The following is a 16,626-nucleotide window of genomic DNA, read 5'->3' on the forward strand; positions in this document are numbered from 1 at the left end:
CCTCCACCCCCTCCGCCGACGATGTCGTGCCGTACCCGGACGAGTTCGCGCGGCGCTACCGGGAAGCCGGATACTGGAGGGCGCTCACGCTCGCCGAAGAACTGCGCGAGACCGCCGAGCGCTTCGCCGAGCACGAGGCGGTCAGCTCCGGCACCGCGCGGCTCACCTACCGCGAGCTCGACCGGGCGGCCGACCGGTTCGCGGTCGCCCTGCGGCGCCTCGGCCTGCGGCCCGGCGATCCGGTGATCTTCCAGCTCGGCAACGAGGTCGGCACGGTCGTGGCCTACTTCGGCGTGCTCCGCGCCGGGCTGGTGCCGATCTGCAGCCTCGCGCAGCACCGGGCCAGGGAGATCGGGTACCTCATCCGGCACACCGGGGCCCGGCTCCATCTCGTCGAGCATCGCTTCCGCGGGCACGACCTGCCGGGCTTCGCCGCCGAGATGGCCGCCGAGCATCCGTCGATCCAGGCCGTCGTCGTCTTCGGCGGGCCGGGTATGGAGGGCCAGCACCGCTACGAGGAGCTGGTCGAGGCGGTGGACGCCGACGAGGCCGCGGCGACCGTGCGCACCTGGCGGATCGCCCCCGAGTCGGTCGGTGTCTTCCAGCTGTCCGGCGGCACCACCGGGGTGCCGAAGCTGATCCCGAGGCTGCACTGCGAATACGCCTACAACGCCCGGGCCTGGGCCGAGACCTGGGGCTTCGGGCCGGGCACGGTCGGCCTCCAGGCGACCCCGATCATGCACAACGCCGGGATCACCTGCGCGGTGAACGCCGTGCTGCTGAGCGGCGGGCGGCTGGCCCTCGCACCGCGCGCACGCCTGGAGGACATGACACGGGTCATCGCCGAGGAGGGCGTGACCGACACGCTCATGGGCGCCGGGCTGGCCACCGAGATCAGCGAGCACCCGGGCCTCGCCGACATGGAGTTCGGCTCGGTCCGGCGGATGTTCTTCGCGCCGTCGATCCCGTCGATCGCGCGGCAGGCCGAGGAGCTGTTCGGCTGCCCGATGGTGCCGCTGTACGGCACCGGCGAGGGCATCTTCCTCACGGCGGACGAGTCCGAACCCGAAGCGGCCCGGCACGGCACGTGCGGTCGCCCCCTCTCGCCCGGGGACGAGGTGCGGCTGCTGCGTCCGGGCACCGAGGAGGAGGTGCCGGTCGGCGAGATCGGCGAGCTCACCGCGCGCGGCCCGTACACGATCCGCGGCTACTACCGGGCCGCCGAGCGCAACCGGACGGCGTTCACGAGCGACGGGTTCTACCGGACGGGCGACCTGGCCCGTGCGCACCTCATCGACGGCACCCTGTACTACTCGCACGAAGGCCGGATCACCGACAACATCAGCCGCGGCGGCGAGAAGATCCACGCCGACGAGCTGGAGGCCCTCCTGGTCGAGCATCCGGCCGTCGCGGAGGTCGCGGTCGTCGGCATGCCGGACCGGATCCTCGGCGAGCGCGTGTGCGCGTTCGTCGTGCTCTCCGCGGGCGGGACCGCGCCCACGGTGGCGGACTTCGCCGAACTGCTGCTGGCGAAGGGGCTGGCGAAGTTCAAGCTGCCCGAGCGGGTCGAGGTGGTCCAGGACTTCCCGCGCACCGACGTCGGCAAGGTCTCCAAGAAGGGTCTGCGGGAGCTCATCGCCAGGCGGCTGCAAGAGGAGCAGGCCCAGACCGGCTAGATCGGCCGACCCTCTGGAACCGGTCGCGCCCGGCCGGAAGGGGTCACGCCTGTTTGACGATTTGACGTTTACGTAGAATAATCGACAATTACGGCGAGAGGGGAGCGCAGTGACCGGAACGCTGCAGACACGGCTCCGCGGAGTCGACCACGCGGCATACGTCACCACCGACGCGGCGGGGACGATCCGCTTCTACCGCGACGTGATGGGGCTCGGAACGCCGCACATCATCACCGCGAAGGGCTGGGGCCCGAAGGACCACCCGGACTTCGTGCACTTCTTCTTCGACATCGGCGACGGCGACCGGCTCGCGTTCTTCTACTACTTCGGAGTCGACCCCGATCCCGAGACGCCCCGCCCGGACTACCACCTGGCGATCCACGTCCGCACCGAGCAGGACCTGCTCGACTGGCGCGCGCGGTTCGAGGAGCACGGGATCCGCGTCATCGCGCAGATCGCCCACGAGACCATCGAGTCGATCTACGTACGCGACCCCAACGGCATGATCTTCGAGGTCACCCGGCCGTTGCGCGAGCTGGACGAGCGCGACGAGCACGATGCCCGGCTGTCGCTCGAAGCGCTGCTCGACGTGCTCGGCGAGGACGACCCGACGCTGGAGAAGGTCTGGCGCCGCAAGGCCGAACTCATCGAGAAGGACGACGAGAACAAGGACGAGAAGGACGAGGGCTGACATGACCGCGCTCTACGTACTCGACGTACCCGAGTTCGCCCCGCTGGCCGACGCCGCGACGGCCGACGCCCCGATCACCCGCACGCGGGTCGGCGCCTACCTCAAGGTGGCGGCGGACGGCGAGATCGTGATCGGCCGCGCCGCGACGAGCTTCCGCGACGCCGTCTGGTTCAGCGTGCTCGGCGGCGGTTTCGACGGCGACCTGCTGCGCTATGACGCGGACGAGATCCGCATCGCGCCGGCACGGCGATGACGGCATCGGCTCCGGCGTCCGGCCGCCCGGTGCTCAACGGCGACTGGTACCCGAACACCCCGCCCGCGCACGCGACGCCGAGCAGCCACGTGCTGTTCACCGCGGACGGGGCGGCCGTGATCGGCACGCTGTACGAGGTCCCGGGCGCCCGGACGGTCGTCACGATCATGCATCCGAGAGCGGACGCGTCCCGGCACTACCTGATCCCGTCCCTGCTGGACCGCGGGTTCTCGGTGTGGACGCAGCTCGGCCGGGCCGGTGGGGGAGACCTGCGGCTCGTGCACGAGAACGCGCTGCTCGACATCGCCGCCGGCATGGCCTTCCTCCGGGCTCGGGACTACCGGCACATCGTGTGCCTCGCGAACTCCGGCGGGGCGAGCCTGTACACGTTCTACCTGGACCAGGCGGCGCGGGAGCCCTCCGGACGGATCGCCGTGACGCCGGGCGGGCGCCCGGTCGGGCTTCCTGACGCCGACCTGCCGGGGGTGGACGGCATCGTCTACGTCGCTCCGCACCCCGGGCAGGGGGCACTGCTGCTCGAATGCGTCGACCCGTCCGTCAGCGACGAGAGCGACCCGCTGTCGGTCGACCGTTCGCTGGACCTCTTCGATCCGGCCAACGGGTTCGCTCCGCCCCCGGAGAGTTCCCGCTACGACCCCTCGTTCCTCCGGCGGTATCGCGAAGCCCAGCGCGCGCGGATCGCCCGCATCGACGCGTACGCCCGGGAGTGCATCGCCCGCCGTCAGGAGGCCAGGGCCCGCTTCAAGAAGGGCGGCACGGCGGCCGACGAGCGGCTGGGCACCCATCAGCCCGTCGTGCTCGTCCACCGGACGGACGCCGACCCGAGGACGGTCGACCTGAGCCTGGACCCGTCCGACCGCCGCTACGGCTCGGTCTGGGGACGCCGCCCGCACGTGACCAACTACGGGCTGCTCGGCTTCGGCCGGATGACCACGCCCGAGGCATGGCTCTCGACATGGTCCGGCCTGTCCAGCAACGCGGACATGGCCCGGACGGCGCCGACCGTGACCTGCCCGGCCCTCGTCGTCGAGTACACCGGCGACAACTGCGTCTTCCCGAGCCAGACCCAGCGGATCGTGGACGACCTCGGCTCGCGCGACAAGACCCACGTGCGCGTCCGCGCCGATCATTTCGGGCAGCCGATCGGCCCCGGGATCGCCGCCGAGAAGGCCGACCCGATCGTGTGCGAGTGGCTCTCGGCCCGATTCGCCACCTGACCGCCGACGAACTCTGGAGACCCCTGTGACCACGCTTGACGGCCGTGTCGTCATCATCACCGGCGCCGGGCGCGGCCTGGGCCGGGCCCACGCCCTGCTGGCCGGCGGGCTCGGCGCGCGCGTCGTCGTGAACGACCTGGGCGCCGACCTGCGCGGTGAGGGCGCCGACACCTCGCCGGCGGCCGAGGTCGCCGCCCTGATCCGCGCCCGCGGCGGAGAGGCGGTGCTCAGCGGCCACGACGTCTCCGACTGGGCGCAGGCCGGAGAGCTGATCGAGCTGGCGCTGGACACCTACGGCCGCCTCGACGCGCTGGTCAACAACGCGGGAATCCTGCGCGACCGGACGCTGGCCGCGCTCAGCGAGGCCGAATGGGACGCGGTCGTCCGCGTGCATCTCAAGGGGCACGCCGCCCCCACCCATCACGCGCTCGCCTACTGGCGCCGGCGGGCGAAGGGCGGAGAGGTGGCGGACGCGAGCGTCGTGCACACCACGTCCATCGCGGGATTCGCCGGGAACGTCGGGCAGGCCAACTACGCCGCGGCCAAGCTGGGCGTTCTCGCGCTGTCGAGGTGCGTCTCGCTGGAAGGCGGGCGGTACGGCGTACGGTCCAACGCGGTGTCCCCTGGGGCGAGGACCCGGATCACGGCGGGCATCGACGGCGACGCGGCCCCGGCCGAGGGCGACGCCGTCCCGGCCGGGGGCGAGCCCGTCCCGGCCGAGGGCTTCGACGCCGCCGCGCCGGAGAACGTCTCCCCGCTGATCTGCTGGCTGGCATCGGTCGGCTGCCCGGCGGACGGCCAGGTGTTCCACTGCTCGGGGAGCGAGGTCGCCGTGGTGTCGATGCCGCGCGTCACGTCCCGGGTCCGGGCCGAGGGGCGCTGGACCGTCGAGGCCCTGGCGGCCGAGCTGCCGGGGCACCTGCTGACCCCGCCGGGCATCGACCACTACGCCGGCCCGGTGAGCCTGCCATGAGGACCCTCTACCACGGCGCGCGGATCTTCGACGGGACCGGCGCCGCGCCCGGTGCGGGCGACGTCGTCGTCGAGGACGGAAGGATCATCGCCGTCGGCACCGGGCTCGACGGCGACACGGGCGTCGACCTGACCGGGCACGCGCTGCTCCCCGGCCTGATCGACTGCCACGTCCACGTCATGGTGAGCGAGTACGACGTGCTGCGGCAGCTGGAGGCGCCGCACTCGCTCCAGTACTACTCGGCGGCCCGCAACCTGGGGCTGCTGCTCGACTGCGGGCTCACGACCGTGCGGGACGCCGCCGGTGCCGACCTCGGGACCAGACGGGCCGTCGACCTCGGCCTGGTGCGCGGTCCAAGGCTGCGGATCGCCGTCACGATGCTGAGCCAGACCGGCGGTCACGCCGACCCGTGGCTGCCGTCGGGACACTGCGTCCCCGTCCTCCCGGGGAGCCCGGCGCTGCCCGGCGGGGTGGTCGACGGCGTCGACCAGATGCGCACCCGGGTGCGCGAGCTGGTCCGGGCCGGCGCGGACTGGGTGAAGGTCGCGGCCTCTGGGGGCGTCATGTCCCCGGGCACCGACCCCCGGCGCCCGCAGTTCAGCCCCGAGGAACTGCGGACGGCCGTCACCGAGGCGTCGGTGGCAGGGCTCGGCGTGATGGCGCACGCCCAGGCCACGGCCGGTGTCCGCAACGCGGTGCTGGCCGGGGTGCGGTCCGTCGAGCACGGCATCTACCTTGACGACGACGTCGTCTCGATGATGCTGGACCGCGGCACGGTGCTGGTCCCGACGCTGATCGCGCCGTACAGCGTGCTGCACGCCGCCCAGAACGGCGCCGCGGTCGGCGAGTCGGCGCTGCTGAAGGTCCGGGAGGTGATCGAGGCGCACCGCGACTCGTTCCGCCGCGCCGTCGCCGCCGGGGTGCCGGTCGCCATGGGCACGGACGCCATCGGCTACCCCCACGGCCGGAACCTGGAGGAGCTCGCGCTGATGCGGGACGGCGGGATGTCGCCCGCCGAGGTCCTGGTGTCGGCCACCTCGGCCGCCGCGTCCCTCCTGGGGCTGCGCGACGAGCTCGGGACCCTGGAGCCCGGCAAGCGGGCCGATCTGGTGGTGGTCCGGGGCGACCCGCTGGAGCTGGACACGCTGCGGGAACGGGTGCGGGCGGTCGTCAAGGACGGAGTGCTCGCCGCCGGGCGCCTGCCCGGCGACGAAGCGTGACCAGTGAGACCTGACCAGTGAGACCTGATCGGTGGGAGAGGACAAACGTGAGCAGGAAGGCATGGGGCCGTCGTCCCGTGTACGTGGCCGGGGTCGCCGAGACGGCGCTCGGCGAGGTCCACGGCCAGACCGAGCTGTCGATGTTCGCCCTCGCCGCGCGCGAGGCGCTCGCCGAGGCCGGCATGACGCTCCGCGACGTCGACGGCGTCTTCGTCAACTACATGGGCGAAGAGGGGTCGGTGCGGGTCGGGGAGTACCTCGGGATCACCGCGCCGCGGTACGCCGACTCCTCCGACCTCGGCGGCGCGGCGTTCGAGGCGTTCGTCCACCACGCGATGCTGGCGGTGTCGGAGGGACGCTGCGAGGTGGCCCTGATCGGCTTCGCGTCCAGGCAGCGGACGCGCAGGCAGCGGACGATGGCCGACAACGCCGGCTCGGCCGATCTGGGCGCGCAGTTCGAGGCCCCCTTCGGGCTCCCGGCGCCCATCGGCCACTACGCCATGATGGCCGCCCGGCACATGCACCGGTACGGCACGAAGCCGGAGCACCTCGCCGAGGTGGCGGTCGCGGCGCGGGCCTGGGCCCGGCGCAACCCCAAGGCGTGGTCCCGCGATCCCCTCACGATCGACGATGTGCTCGCCTCGCGGATGATCTCCACCCCGCTGCGCCGGCACGACTGCTGCCTGGTCACCGACGGGGGCGCCGCCGTGGTCGTCACCCACGAGGCCCGGGCACGCGACGCCGCCAAGCGGGCCGTCAAGGTGCTCGGCGCCGGCGAGAGCCACACCCATTGGCACCTGGCGTCGATGCCGGATCTCACCACATCCGCCGGTGTGGTGTCAGGGCGCGAGGCGTTCGGCATGGCCGGGATCACCGCCGCCGACGTGGACGTGCTCGAACCCTACGACTCGTTCACCATCACGGTGCTGATGGCGCTGGAAGACCTCGGGTTCTGCGCCAAGGGCGAGGCCGGAGCGTTCGTCGAGGGCGGGACCCTCGCCCCCGGCGGGCGGCTTCCGGCCCTGACGTCCGGCGGCGGCCTGTCGTACAACCATCCGGGCGCCCTTGGCGCGCTGCTGCTCGTCGAGGCGGTCCGGCAGCTGCGCGGCGAGGCCGGAGACCGGCAGGTGCCCGGCGCGGAGATCGCTGTGGCGCACGGCGTGGGCGGCTACAACTCGACCGCCTCCACGGTGGTGCTGGCCCGATGAGCGACGACGAGACCTACGGCGATCCCCTCACCGCCCCTTTCTGGGACGGCTGCCGCCAAGGCGAACTGCGCGTCCAGCGGTGCGCGGCGTGCGGGGCGCACCAGTTCTACCCGCGCCCGTTCTGCCTCTCCTGCGACGGCTCCGACGTGCGCTGGGTCGCCGCCGCCGGGACGGGGGCCGTCCACTCGCTGACCGAGGTGCACGTCCGCGTCCTCGAAGGGCTCGACCCGCCGTACCTGGTGGCGGTGATCGAACTCGCCGAGGGGCCCCGCCTGGTCAGCAACATCATCGGCGGGACGGCGGCCATCGGCGACCGGGTCCGGGTGGCCTGGCGCGACCGCCGCGACGCCCCGCCCCTCCCCGTCTTCACGACGATTCCGAAAACCTGTGAAAGGCAAGGCCCATGACCATCCGGCTCGCGAACGACGCCGACGTGAACCAGATCCCGATCACCCTGGCGAGGGCGTTCCTCAACGACCCGTGGATCGCCTGGACGGTCGACGCGAACGAACGGTACCGGCGGCTGGTCGAGCTCTACACCCTCTACGTCGTGAACTTCGGGCGCTCGATCGGCGGGGTGTGGGTCAGCGACGACTGCGCGGCCGTCGCGTCCTGGTTCCCTCCAGGGCACGACGGGCCGGACGGGCGGTTCGAGGAGCGGCACGGCGAGCGCCTCGTCGAGCTGATGGGCGACCGGGCCGGAGCCGCGATGGCGGCCGGCGCCCTCCAGGCGAAGTACCGCCCGCAGGAGCCCCACTGGTACCTGGCGTCGATGGCCACGCACCCCGACTGGCAGGGCAGGGGCCTTGGAAGCCGTGTGCTGGAGCCCGCCCTCGCCCGGTGCGACAGGGACGGCGTACCCGCGCTGACCGACACGTCCACCGAGATCAACGTCCGCTTCTATACCAAGCAGGGTTTCGACGTGGTCGGCGAGGACTCCGTCGGCGACGGCGGCCCGCACGTGTGGTTCCTGCGCCGGGAGCCGCGGGGATGAGCGCACGGACCGGGCGCGCGGCGCCCTACCGGCTCGGTCTCATCGTCCCGAGCTCGAACACGACGATGGAGACCGAGATCCCCGCGATGCTCGCACGCCGCCGATCCCTCGTCCCGGACGAGGAGTTCACCGTCCATTCGAGCCGGATGCGCATGCGGCACGTCACCGCCGAGGAACTCCGGCGGATGGACGCCGAGGGCGGCCGGTGCGTGGCGGAGCTGTCCGACGCCCGCTGCGACGCCTACGCCTACGCCTGCCTGGTGGCGATCATGGCGCGGGGTGGCGGACACCACCGCCGTGCCGAACGCGACCTTGCCGGGACGGCCGCCGGGAACGGCTCGCCGGCCCCGGTCATCTCCAGCGCCGGCGCGCTCGTGTCCGCGCTGGGCGTGCTCGGCGCGAAGACGGTCGCGATGGTGACGCCCTACGTCGACTCGCTGACCGGGCTGGTCCGCGACTACCTCGCGGCGGAGGGCATAGCGGTGCGGGACGCACTGAGCCTCGGTGTCGCGGACAACCTGGCGGTGGGCCGGCTGGACCCGCAGGACCTGGTCGGCCACTACCGAAAGCTCGATTTGACCGGTTGCGACGCGCTCGTCCTGTCGGCCTGCGTGCAGATGCCGTCCCTGCCGGTCGTCCAGCGGATCGAGGACGGCTGCGGCCTGCCCGTCGTGACGGCCGCGACCGCGACGGTGCACCGGCTGCTGACCGGGCTCGGGCTGCGTCCCGTCGTCCCCGGCGCCGGGCGCCTGCTCGGCGGGACGTGACCGGGCGGACTCGAAGCCCACGAATGGAGAAGAGTTGTCAACGAAAAGCGTGGCCTGCCTCGGCGGAGGCCCGGCGGGCCTGTTCTTCGCGCGCCTCGTCCGTCTCATGGACCCGAGCTGGGACGTGACCGTCTACGAGCGGAACCCGGCCGACGCGACGATCGGGTTCGGCATCGGCCTCGGCGATCGCACGATGGCGAACCTCGCCGAGGTCGACCCGGGCACCCACCACCGCCTCGCCGCGGCCGGGGTCCCCGGCCACGGGATGGAGCTGCGGCATCGCGGAACCACCATCCGCTGGGGTGAGCAGGGCGGCACGGCGATCGCGCGGCAGGCGCTGCTCACGACGCTTCGCGAGCAGGCCGCCGACGCCGGAGCCCGCATCGTCTTCGACCGGCGGATGCGGCTGGCCGAGGTGGGGTCCGCCACCGTCGTCGTCGGCGCCGACGGCGTGCACAGCGGCACGCGCGGCGCGCTGGCCGACCGGTTCGACGTCCGCGAGGGTTCCGGCAGCGCCATGTACATCTGGCTCGGCGCGAACCTCGATCTCGACGCGATGACGTTCAGCTTCGTGGAGAACGAACACGGGTCCTGGGCGGCGCACGCCTACCCCTACGCCCCCGGGCTCGCGACGTTCCTCGTCGAGACGGACGAGCGCAGCTGGCGCAACGCGGGCCTGGACGGATTCGACGCCTCCGCCGCGGCGCCCGGTGCCAGCGACGAGGTCAGCCGGCGTTACCTGGAGCGGGTGTTCGCCGCGGACCTCGGCGGGGAACGGCTGCAGGCGAACAACTCGCGCTGGGCCCGGTTCCGCAACATCCGGTGCGGGCGCTGGAGCGCGGGCAACGTCGTCCTCATCGGGGACGCCGCGCACACCGCCCACTTCTCCGTCGGATCGGGCACCACCCTGGCCATGGACGACGCCATCACCCTGGCGACGGAACTCACCTCGCAACCCCGCCCCGAATCGGCCTTCCAGCGCTACGAAGAGCGGCGGCGCCCGATCGTCGAGAGGCTCCAGATGCGGGCCGAGGCCAGCCAGCTCTGGTGGGAGACCATGAGCCGGCGCCTCGACCGTGACGCCGCCGACCTCGCCTTCGACTACCTGACCCGCACCGGCGCGCTGTCCTTCGACCGCGTCCGGGCGGCCTTTCCGGACTTCGCGCGGACGGTCCGCGCGGGCTTCGACGACGCGGTCGCGGCGGCGACCGGGGCCGGCGGCCGCGCCGACGACCCGCTGTGCAGCCCCGTCCGCGTCCGCGACGACGTCCTGCCCAGCCGGCTGGTCGTCACCAAGCCACCGCTCCAGGTCGGCCCGGACCGCGACCGCGACGCCAAGCTCACGCTGTTCGGCGGCCTGGCGCTCTGCGGCGCCGCCGCCGTCATCGCCGACCTGACCGGCGCGGAGTTCGACGCCGACTCCTGGCGCGACATCAACCAGCGTGTGTCCGCTCTGACACCGGCCATGCTCGGGGTCCGGATCGCCGCCGACGACCAGCCGGCGCACGCCAAGGCCGTCGAGGCCGAGTTCCGGCTCGTCGAGTTCGATCTCTCCGCTTCCTCGACCGACCTGAACTCGCTGCGCCGCCTCACCGACGCCATAAGAGTCCTTCGCAAGGACAGCGCCTCCCTGCGCCTGGTCGCGGTGGACCTGGGCTGGCCCCAGACGACGCCGTACCGAACCGGGGCCGAGGCGCTCGTGGACGGCCTGGAACACCTCGCCGGCGCCGGTCTCGACATCGTCCGGCTCCAACCGGCCGGGCCCGACGCCACGGCGCGGCTCGCGACCGTACAACTGGCCGAGCAGGTGCGCCGGGCAACGGGCCTGCGCGTGCTAGTCGGCGGCCCCGCGTTCACCGCGGAACAACTGCGCACCGAGGTCGTCGCGAGCCGCATCGACCTCGCCGAATCCTGGCCGGCACCCCTACCATCACCCGCCCCGCTGAGACATCGCCCATCAACCGGCACCGATCCGCTCGACTGAAGAGTTCTGACATCGGGGGCCCGCTGGTCTCGTCGTTCGGGCGGTTTCACCGACACGCGCCACAACCTCCGGAGTCGGGCGATGCCGATGGTTCCGCGGGGCCCGGTGAACCATCGGTGAGGTCGTCGGATCGTCCGGCGTTGATCCGTGACCATTGGGCGGTGGGCCGGCCGTTGGTCCGGGTGTCCTCCTCGTGGGATTGTGGCCAGCCCTCTGGTGAGTCCTCCCATGGTTCCTGCCGTCCGTAGATGGTGAGGTCCATGAGGCGGTAGTTGATGTCGACGGCCTCGACGCCGCGCCGGGTGGTCCAGTAGGTCTCGAAGACGCGATCCCCGCGTCGCAGATAGCAGACGACGTGCATCAGGCCGATCTGTCGTCCGACCAGAAGGGTGTCGAGTGACTGCTGTGCGGAGTACCAGGGCATCGTCCAGTTCATGAAGTCGTGGTACCGGATGCTCTCGTCGTAGGGGCCCTGGCAGAACACGGCGTAGGTGATGTCTCGGGAGTGGACGTAGGACAGTTCGTCGAGCTGGGTGTTGTTCCAGGTGCAGCCTTCGCATTGCTCGGCCGCGGGCCGTCCGGGATACCACATGAAGTAGTACGCGATCAGCTGTTGGCGGCCCTCGAACGTGTCGATCAGCGGGACCGGGCCGTCGGGCCCGATCAGCGGGGTGCCGGCGTCCATTTCGACCACGGGCAGTCGGCGTCGGGCTGCGGCGATCGCGTCGCCGGCCCGGGTGTGCGCCTTCTCCCGGCGCCGTAGAGCGGCCAGGTTGGACTCGAAGGTGGCTCGGTCGGTGATGGTGGGCTCGGGTGCGTTCTCGATGGTCATCTGAATCAGTTCCCTTGGTTGAAGGTCAGGTGGGCCGATGGGCGGGTCGGGCGAATCCGACCGCTGCGGTGATCACGCTCAGGAGGGTCAGGACGCCGATGGCGGCGAATGCGGTGTGGAAGCTGTCCAGGCCGGAGTTCATGACCAGCACGGTGGACACGGCCGCGACACCGGTCGCGCCGCCGACCTCGCGAGTGGTCTCGACCAGGCCGGATGCCAGCCCGGCATCGGAGTGGGCCACTCCGGTCAGGGCGCCGATCTGGATGGCGGGCTCGCACAGCCCGAACCCGATACCGGCACAGAGGAAGGGCATCAGCAGGCCGTCCAGGTATCCGGCATCGGCCGGGATCCTGGCCAGCCACACCGCGCCGAAGGTGAAGAAGGCCAGGCCGATGATCATCAGCCGGCCCACGTTCATCCGGGTCGCCAGCCGGGCGCCGATCATCGCTGTCGGCAGGATCGTCGCGGTCGTTGCCAGCCAGGCCAGCCCGGTCTCGGTCGGGGTGTAGCCGAGTTGCTGCTGCATCAGAAGTGAGCCGATGAAGATGAACGACAGGAACGCGGACGTGGCCAGGAACGCGGTCACGTTGCCGGCGACCAGGCTGGGGTTCCGGAAGATCGAGAGTGGAACCAGGGGAGCGGCGGACCGGGCCTCGATCCGCACGAACGCCACCAGCAGCAGCACAGCCGTCGCGAACAGGGCAAGGGTCGACCCGGACAGCCAGCCGTGGACCGTCCCGTGATGCAGGGCGTAGACGAACAGCAGCAGCCCGCCGGTGACGGTGATCGCGCCGGGGAGATCGAGGCGGGGACGGCGGTCGCTGAGCCGGTCGACGGCCAGGAACATGGCGGCGAGCAGAATCAGCACGACGCCGACCGGGATGTTGATGTAGAAGGTCCAGCGCCAGCCGGGACCGGCTGTCAGCAGGCCGCTGGCGACGACGCCGACCGATGCGGCCATCCCGCCGACGCCGCCGAAGAGGGCGAGCGCGCGATTGCGTTCCCGCCCCTCGGGGAAGGTGACGGCCAGCAACGACAGGGCCGCCGGCACGATCAGTGCGGCGCCGAGTCCTTGCAGGGCGCGGGCCGCGATCAGGTACCCGGGATCGGTCGCCACACCGGCCAGGACGGATGCGCCGGTGAAGACGGCGAGCCCGGCGAGGTAGATCCGCCGGCGTCCGAAGCGGTCGGTCGTTCGCCCGCCGTAGATCAGGAATCCGCCGAGCAGCAGGCCGTACGCGACGATCACCCACTGCAGGCCGCCGTGGCCGAAGCCCAGATCACGCTGGATGGACGGCAACGCGACGTTCACGATCGCCATGTCCAGGCTGACGATGGCCTGGGCCGCACAGGCGAGCACCAGCACCAATCCTCGCTTGACCGGCCTGGTCAGGGCTGCTTCGGGGACGGTCCGGCCCTCGGCATGGGTCTGTAGCTGTGTCATCGGTATGACTTCCTCTGTCGGGTCGGTTTGCCAACCGACGAAGGAGGTCTGCCGAGATCGACATCGAACGGGCGGAGTTAAGTCAATCACTTCGTTGAGGGGTGGCCTACGCCTTGCTCGGGCTGTTTCTCACGGGTTGGCGTCGTCGTGTGCGGGGAGCGGGCGGAAGCGGTACAGCCTTGCGGCGGCACCCTCCTTCGGGGCGTCGAACACCAGTGTCACGGGCTGGCCGATGATCACCTCGGACGGGTCACAGCCCACGATGTTGGTGAGGATTCTCGGTCCCTCGGCCAGTTCGACATAGGCCACGACGTACGGGGTGAGGTCGCGGTACTCACCGCGCGCCTTGCGCACCACCGTGTACGAGTAGACGGTCGCCTCGCCCGACGCCGGGAACCAGGTGACGTCGCGGCCGCCGCAGCGCGGGCAGAACGGACGCGGATACCAGATCACCGTCGCGCACGATTCGCAGCGGGGGAGCAGGAGCCGCCCCTCGGCGGTGGCCGTCCAGAAGGTCTCGTCCGGTGGGAAATCGGCCGGGGGCAAGGGGGTGCTCATGCGTCCTCACGTCCCAGGATCAGGGTGGCCGCGGAGCTTCGGGTGGCCAGCCGCCCGCCCGAGCCGTGCACGACCGCCAGGCGGCAGTCGGGCACCTGCACCTCCGCCGCGGCCTCGCCGCGTAGCTGGCGCACCGCCTCGATCATCCGCGCCATCCCTCCCCGGTTGTCGGGCTGGTTGTTGCACAGCCCTCCGCCGTCGGTGTTCATGGGCAGCGTTCCGTGCGGGGCGAGCAGTGCGCCGTCCTGGACGAACCGTCCGCCCTCACCTTTCTCGCAGAAGCCCAGGTCCTCCAGCGCCATCAGCGCCGTGATGGTGAAGGAGTCGTAGATCGAGGCGTAGTCGATGTCGGCGGGCGTCACCCGGGCCTCGGCGAACGCCGCCGGGCCGGACCAGGCCCCCGCCGTGTACGTCAGGTCGGGACGCCCGAGGCCGGTGCCCTTGGCCGCCTCGCCGTGCCCGAGGACGGCGACCGACCTGCGCGGCAGCCGCCGGGCGACCTGCGCGGCGGCCACGACCACCGCGCCGCCGCCGTCGGTCATGACGCAGCAGTCCAGCCGGTGCAGCGGATCGCTGATCATCGGCGAGTTCACCACGTCGTCGACGGTGACCGGCTTGCGCAGGAACGCGTTCGGGTTGTGCTGCGCGTGCAGCGACGCGGCCACCTTCACCTCGGCGAGCTGCCGGCTCGTCGTCCCGAACTCGTGCATGTGCCGCATGGCGGCCAGCGCGTAGTTGTGGACGGTGTCCGTGATCCCCCAGTGCGTCTCGTAATGCGTCTCCGGCGCCCCGGACAGGTCCGGCCCGGAGGCGAGCCGCAGGGTGCGCGGGCGACCGCCCATGACGACCAGCGCGACGTGGCATTTGCCGGCGGCGACCGCGGCGGCGGCGTGCCCGACGTGCGACAGGTACGACGCGCCGCCCGTCTCGGTCGTGTCCAGGTACCGGCAGCGCACCCCCAGGTACTCCGCCATCGACAGCGGCCCCACGCCCGGAGCGTCGGAGTCGCAGAAGTAGGCGTCGACGTCCGACGGGGACAGCCCGGCGTCGGCCAGCGCCGCGAGCGCCACCTCGGCGTGGATCTCCGCCACCGACAGGTCGGGGATGTCGCGGCGCGGATGCTCGTGGGCGCCGACGATGAACGCCGCGCCGCGTACCGTCACGGCGCGACCTCCTCGAAGTCCTTCACCCAGCGCTCGAAGCGCGCCGCGAAGTCCGGGATCTCCTCCATCGGGTAGTGCCCGACGCCCGGCATCAGCTCGAAGGCCGCGTGCGGGACGAGGGCGGCGATGCGCCGGACGCGGCTCGGCGGCACGAAGTAGTCGTCCTCGCCGGCGAGGATCCGCACCGGGCACGTGATGCGGGCCAGCGCGTCGCGGATGTCGTGGGTGAGCGCGCCGTGGATGTCGCTGACGGTGATGTGCCAGTCCTCGCGGCAGTGCATCTGCGCGATCAGCTCGACCCGCTCGGCCGGGACGGATCGTCCGCAGGCTTCGACCGTGCCGTAGTAGGTGCGGTCGCGCATGCTCGGGGAGCCGGAGTCCTCCAGGGCCGGTTGCGGCGGCGGTCCGCCGTCGCTGCCGAGCACCCCGGACGGGTCCAGCGCGACCACTCCGGACAGGCCGTCCGGCATCTTCGTGGCGATGTCCAGCGCGATGCTGCCGCCGATCGAGCAGCCCAGCAGGTAGGGGCGCTCCAGCCCCAGCGCGGCGATCAGCCGCACGCACCAGTCGGTGTACCAGGACAGGTCGCTGACCGGCCCGCCGGGTGCCGGCTCCGAGCGGCCGTGTCCCGGGAGGTCGGGCACGACGACCCCGAAGCCCAGCTCGGCCAGCCCGGCGGCCACGTGCCGGTACTGCACGCCGCTCTGCCCGGCCGTGTGGACGCACAGGACGGCCGGGCGCTCGCCCGGCCAGCTCTCGACGAACGCCAGCCTGCCGTCGAGCTCCAGGTAGTCGGCGTTATGCACGGGTCGCCTCCCTCTCGGGCGCGCTCTCGCGGGCCAGCTCGCGGGCGTGGTCGAGCATGATCATGACCGTCTTGATCATGCGCAGGTACTGGTAGCCGCTGCCCTGGACGCGGAACAGGCCGTCGCTCGTGCGGCGGATGAAGTCGTTGGAATCGGCGGTGAGCAGGCCGACCCACGCGAGGTCGGCGCCCTCGACCGTGAACGTCGCGCCGTCCAGGGATTTGCGCGCGACGTCGATGACCTCGCCCCGGTAGATCCGGAAGTGCGCCTGCCGGTCCTGGGCGGCGAACGCGATCGCGCCGTCGAAGCTGCGCGCGGCGGCGGCGAAGCGGGCGTCGCCGGCCAGCCGCTCGCGCAGCCGGCCGCCCCAGCGCACCGACGCGAAGTCGGCCGCCTCCCACTCCGCGGCCGCCTCCCGGTCCAGCACGACCGGTACGCTCCAGGCCACCGTCGACCGCGACCGGACACGGTCGAGATCGTCCACGACGTGCACCGCCTGGTGGATCGTCGCCCGCGCGGGGCCGGCACCGGCCACCCGCCTGGTGACGGTGGCCTCCAGGCGCACGGCCGTCCCGCCGTTCTCCACGGGGGGAGGCGGGCTCTGCGGGTCCCAGCGCAACGACACCAGCTCCGCGCCGTCGGCCGGGCGTACCTGCTCCAGCAGCCGCAGCAGGATCGGCAGGTCCGCGGCGTACGGCGGGCCGGCCGTGGCGTCGGGGGCCCCGGCGACATGACGGGCGCTGCGCGAACGCGTGCCCACGGCCGGTGCGGCATCCTCGGACATCAGGTCTCCCTCGGGGTCAGGGGCGGGTTCAGAAC

The 16,626-nt window shown here is 72.2% G+C and carries 17 protein-coding genes; 11 read left to right on the forward strand and 6 right to left on the reverse strand.

What is annotated here, in order from left to right; genetic code table 11:
* The 11 genes from E1264_RS27010 to E1264_RS27060 form a co-directional block, all read left to right on the forward strand.
* Positions 1 to 1,676: AMP-binding protein (locus E1264_RS27010; RefSeq protein WP_132178253.1), on the forward strand; the 1,676-nt coding region annotated here is incomplete at its 5' end.
* Positions 1,677 to 1,785: 109 nt separating this feature from the next.
* Positions 1,786 to 2,367, forward strand: a complete 582-nt coding sequence (locus E1264_RS27015) for a VOC family protein (RefSeq protein WP_132178254.1) — start codon at positions 1,786 to 1,788, stop codon at positions 2,365 to 2,367.
* Position 2,368: 1 nt separating this feature from the next.
* Positions 2,369 to 2,620, forward strand: coding sequence for a hypothetical protein (locus tag E1264_RS27020; RefSeq protein ID WP_132178255.1), 252 nt, complete (start codon positions 2,369 to 2,371; stop codon positions 2,618 to 2,620).
* Positions 2,617 to 3,858, forward strand: a complete 1,242-nt coding sequence (locus E1264_RS27025) for an alpha/beta hydrolase (protein WP_132178256.1) — start codon at positions 2,617 to 2,619, stop codon at positions 3,856 to 3,858. The genes E1264_RS27020 and E1264_RS27025 overlap by 4 nt, the downstream gene beginning before the upstream one ends.
* Positions 3,859 to 3,883: 25 nt before the next feature.
* The gene (locus E1264_RS27030; protein WP_132178257.1) at positions 3,884 to 4,831 is read left to right on the forward strand and encodes an SDR family NAD(P)-dependent oxidoreductase; all 948 of its coding nucleotides are present in this window, start codon (positions 3,884 to 3,886) and stop codon (positions 4,829 to 4,831) included.
* A complete protein-coding gene (locus E1264_RS27035; RefSeq protein WP_132178258.1) occupies positions 4,828 to 6,051 on the forward strand; it encodes an amidohydrolase family protein in 1,224 nt (407 codons plus the stop codon). Before E1264_RS27030 ends, E1264_RS27035 begins: the two co-directional genes overlap by 4 nt.
* A gap of 47 nt (positions 6,052 to 6,098) precedes the next feature.
* Positions 6,099 to 7,259: an acetyl-CoA acetyltransferase gene (locus E1264_RS27040; RefSeq protein ID WP_132178259.1), complete on the forward strand. Its 1,161-nt coding sequence runs from the start codon at positions 6,099 to 6,101 to the stop codon at positions 7,257 to 7,259.
* The gene (locus E1264_RS27045) at positions 7,256 to 7,666 is read left to right on the forward strand and encodes an OB-fold domain-containing protein (protein WP_132178260.1); all 411 of its coding nucleotides are present in this window, start codon (positions 7,256 to 7,258) and stop codon (positions 7,664 to 7,666) included. The genes E1264_RS27040 and E1264_RS27045 overlap by 4 nt, the downstream gene beginning before the upstream one ends.
* Positions 7,663 to 8,253: a GNAT family N-acetyltransferase gene (locus E1264_RS27050; RefSeq protein WP_132178261.1), complete on the forward strand. Its 591-nt coding sequence runs from the start codon at positions 7,663 to 7,665 to the stop codon at positions 8,251 to 8,253. The genes E1264_RS27045 and E1264_RS27050 overlap by 4 nt, the downstream gene beginning before the upstream one ends.
* A complete protein-coding gene (locus E1264_RS27055) occupies positions 8,250 to 9,020 on the forward strand; it encodes an Asp/Glu racemase (RefSeq protein WP_132178262.1) in 771 nt (256 codons plus the stop codon). The genes E1264_RS27050 and E1264_RS27055 overlap by 4 nt, the downstream gene beginning before the upstream one ends.
* Before the next feature lie 34 nt (positions 9,021 to 9,054).
* Positions 9,055 to 11,004, forward strand: coding sequence for an FAD-dependent monooxygenase (locus E1264_RS27060; RefSeq protein ID WP_132178263.1), 1,950 nt, complete (start codon positions 9,055 to 9,057; stop codon positions 11,002 to 11,004).
* 46 nt (positions 11,005 to 11,050) lie between these two features.
* On the opposite strand, the gene E1264_RS27065 is transcribed toward E1264_RS27060, so the two are convergent.
* From E1264_RS27065 to E1264_RS27090, 6 genes are all read right to left on the reverse strand, one after another.
* Positions 11,051 to 11,836: a DUF899 family protein gene (locus tag E1264_RS27065; RefSeq protein ID WP_132178264.1), complete on the reverse strand. Its 786-nt coding sequence runs from the start codon at positions 11,834 to 11,836 to the stop codon at positions 11,051 to 11,053.
* Between the two features lie 25 nt (positions 11,837 to 11,861).
* Positions 11,862 to 13,280, reverse strand: a complete 1,419-nt coding sequence (locus E1264_RS27070; protein ID WP_207936276.1) for an MFS transporter — start codon at positions 13,278 to 13,280, stop codon at positions 11,862 to 11,864.
* A 129-nt stretch (positions 13,281 to 13,409) separates the two neighbouring features.
* A complete protein-coding gene (locus tag E1264_RS27075) occupies positions 13,410 to 13,838 on the reverse strand; it encodes a Zn-ribbon domain-containing OB-fold protein (RefSeq protein WP_132178265.1) in 429 nt (142 codons plus the stop codon).
* Positions 13,835 to 15,001, reverse strand: a complete 1,167-nt coding sequence (locus E1264_RS27080) for a thiolase domain-containing protein (RefSeq protein WP_132178266.1) — start codon at positions 14,999 to 15,001, stop codon at positions 13,835 to 13,837. Before E1264_RS27080 ends, E1264_RS27075 begins: the two co-directional genes overlap by 4 nt.
* The gene (locus E1264_RS27085) at positions 14,998 to 15,807 is read right to left on the reverse strand and encodes an alpha/beta hydrolase (protein ID WP_132178267.1); all 810 of its coding nucleotides are present in this window, start codon (positions 15,805 to 15,807) and stop codon (positions 14,998 to 15,000) included. Before E1264_RS27085 ends, E1264_RS27080 begins: the two co-directional genes overlap by 4 nt.
* Positions 15,800 to 16,626 (reverse strand): hypothetical protein (locus tag E1264_RS27090; RefSeq protein WP_207936278.1); only part of this gene is annotated, 827 nt, incomplete at its 5' end. The genes E1264_RS27085 and E1264_RS27090, both read right to left, overlap by 8 nt.

The organism is Actinomadura sp. KC216, assembly GCF_004348535.1.
Taxonomy (GTDB): domain Bacteria; phylum Actinomycetota; class Actinomycetes; order Streptosporangiales; family Streptosporangiaceae; genus Spirillospora.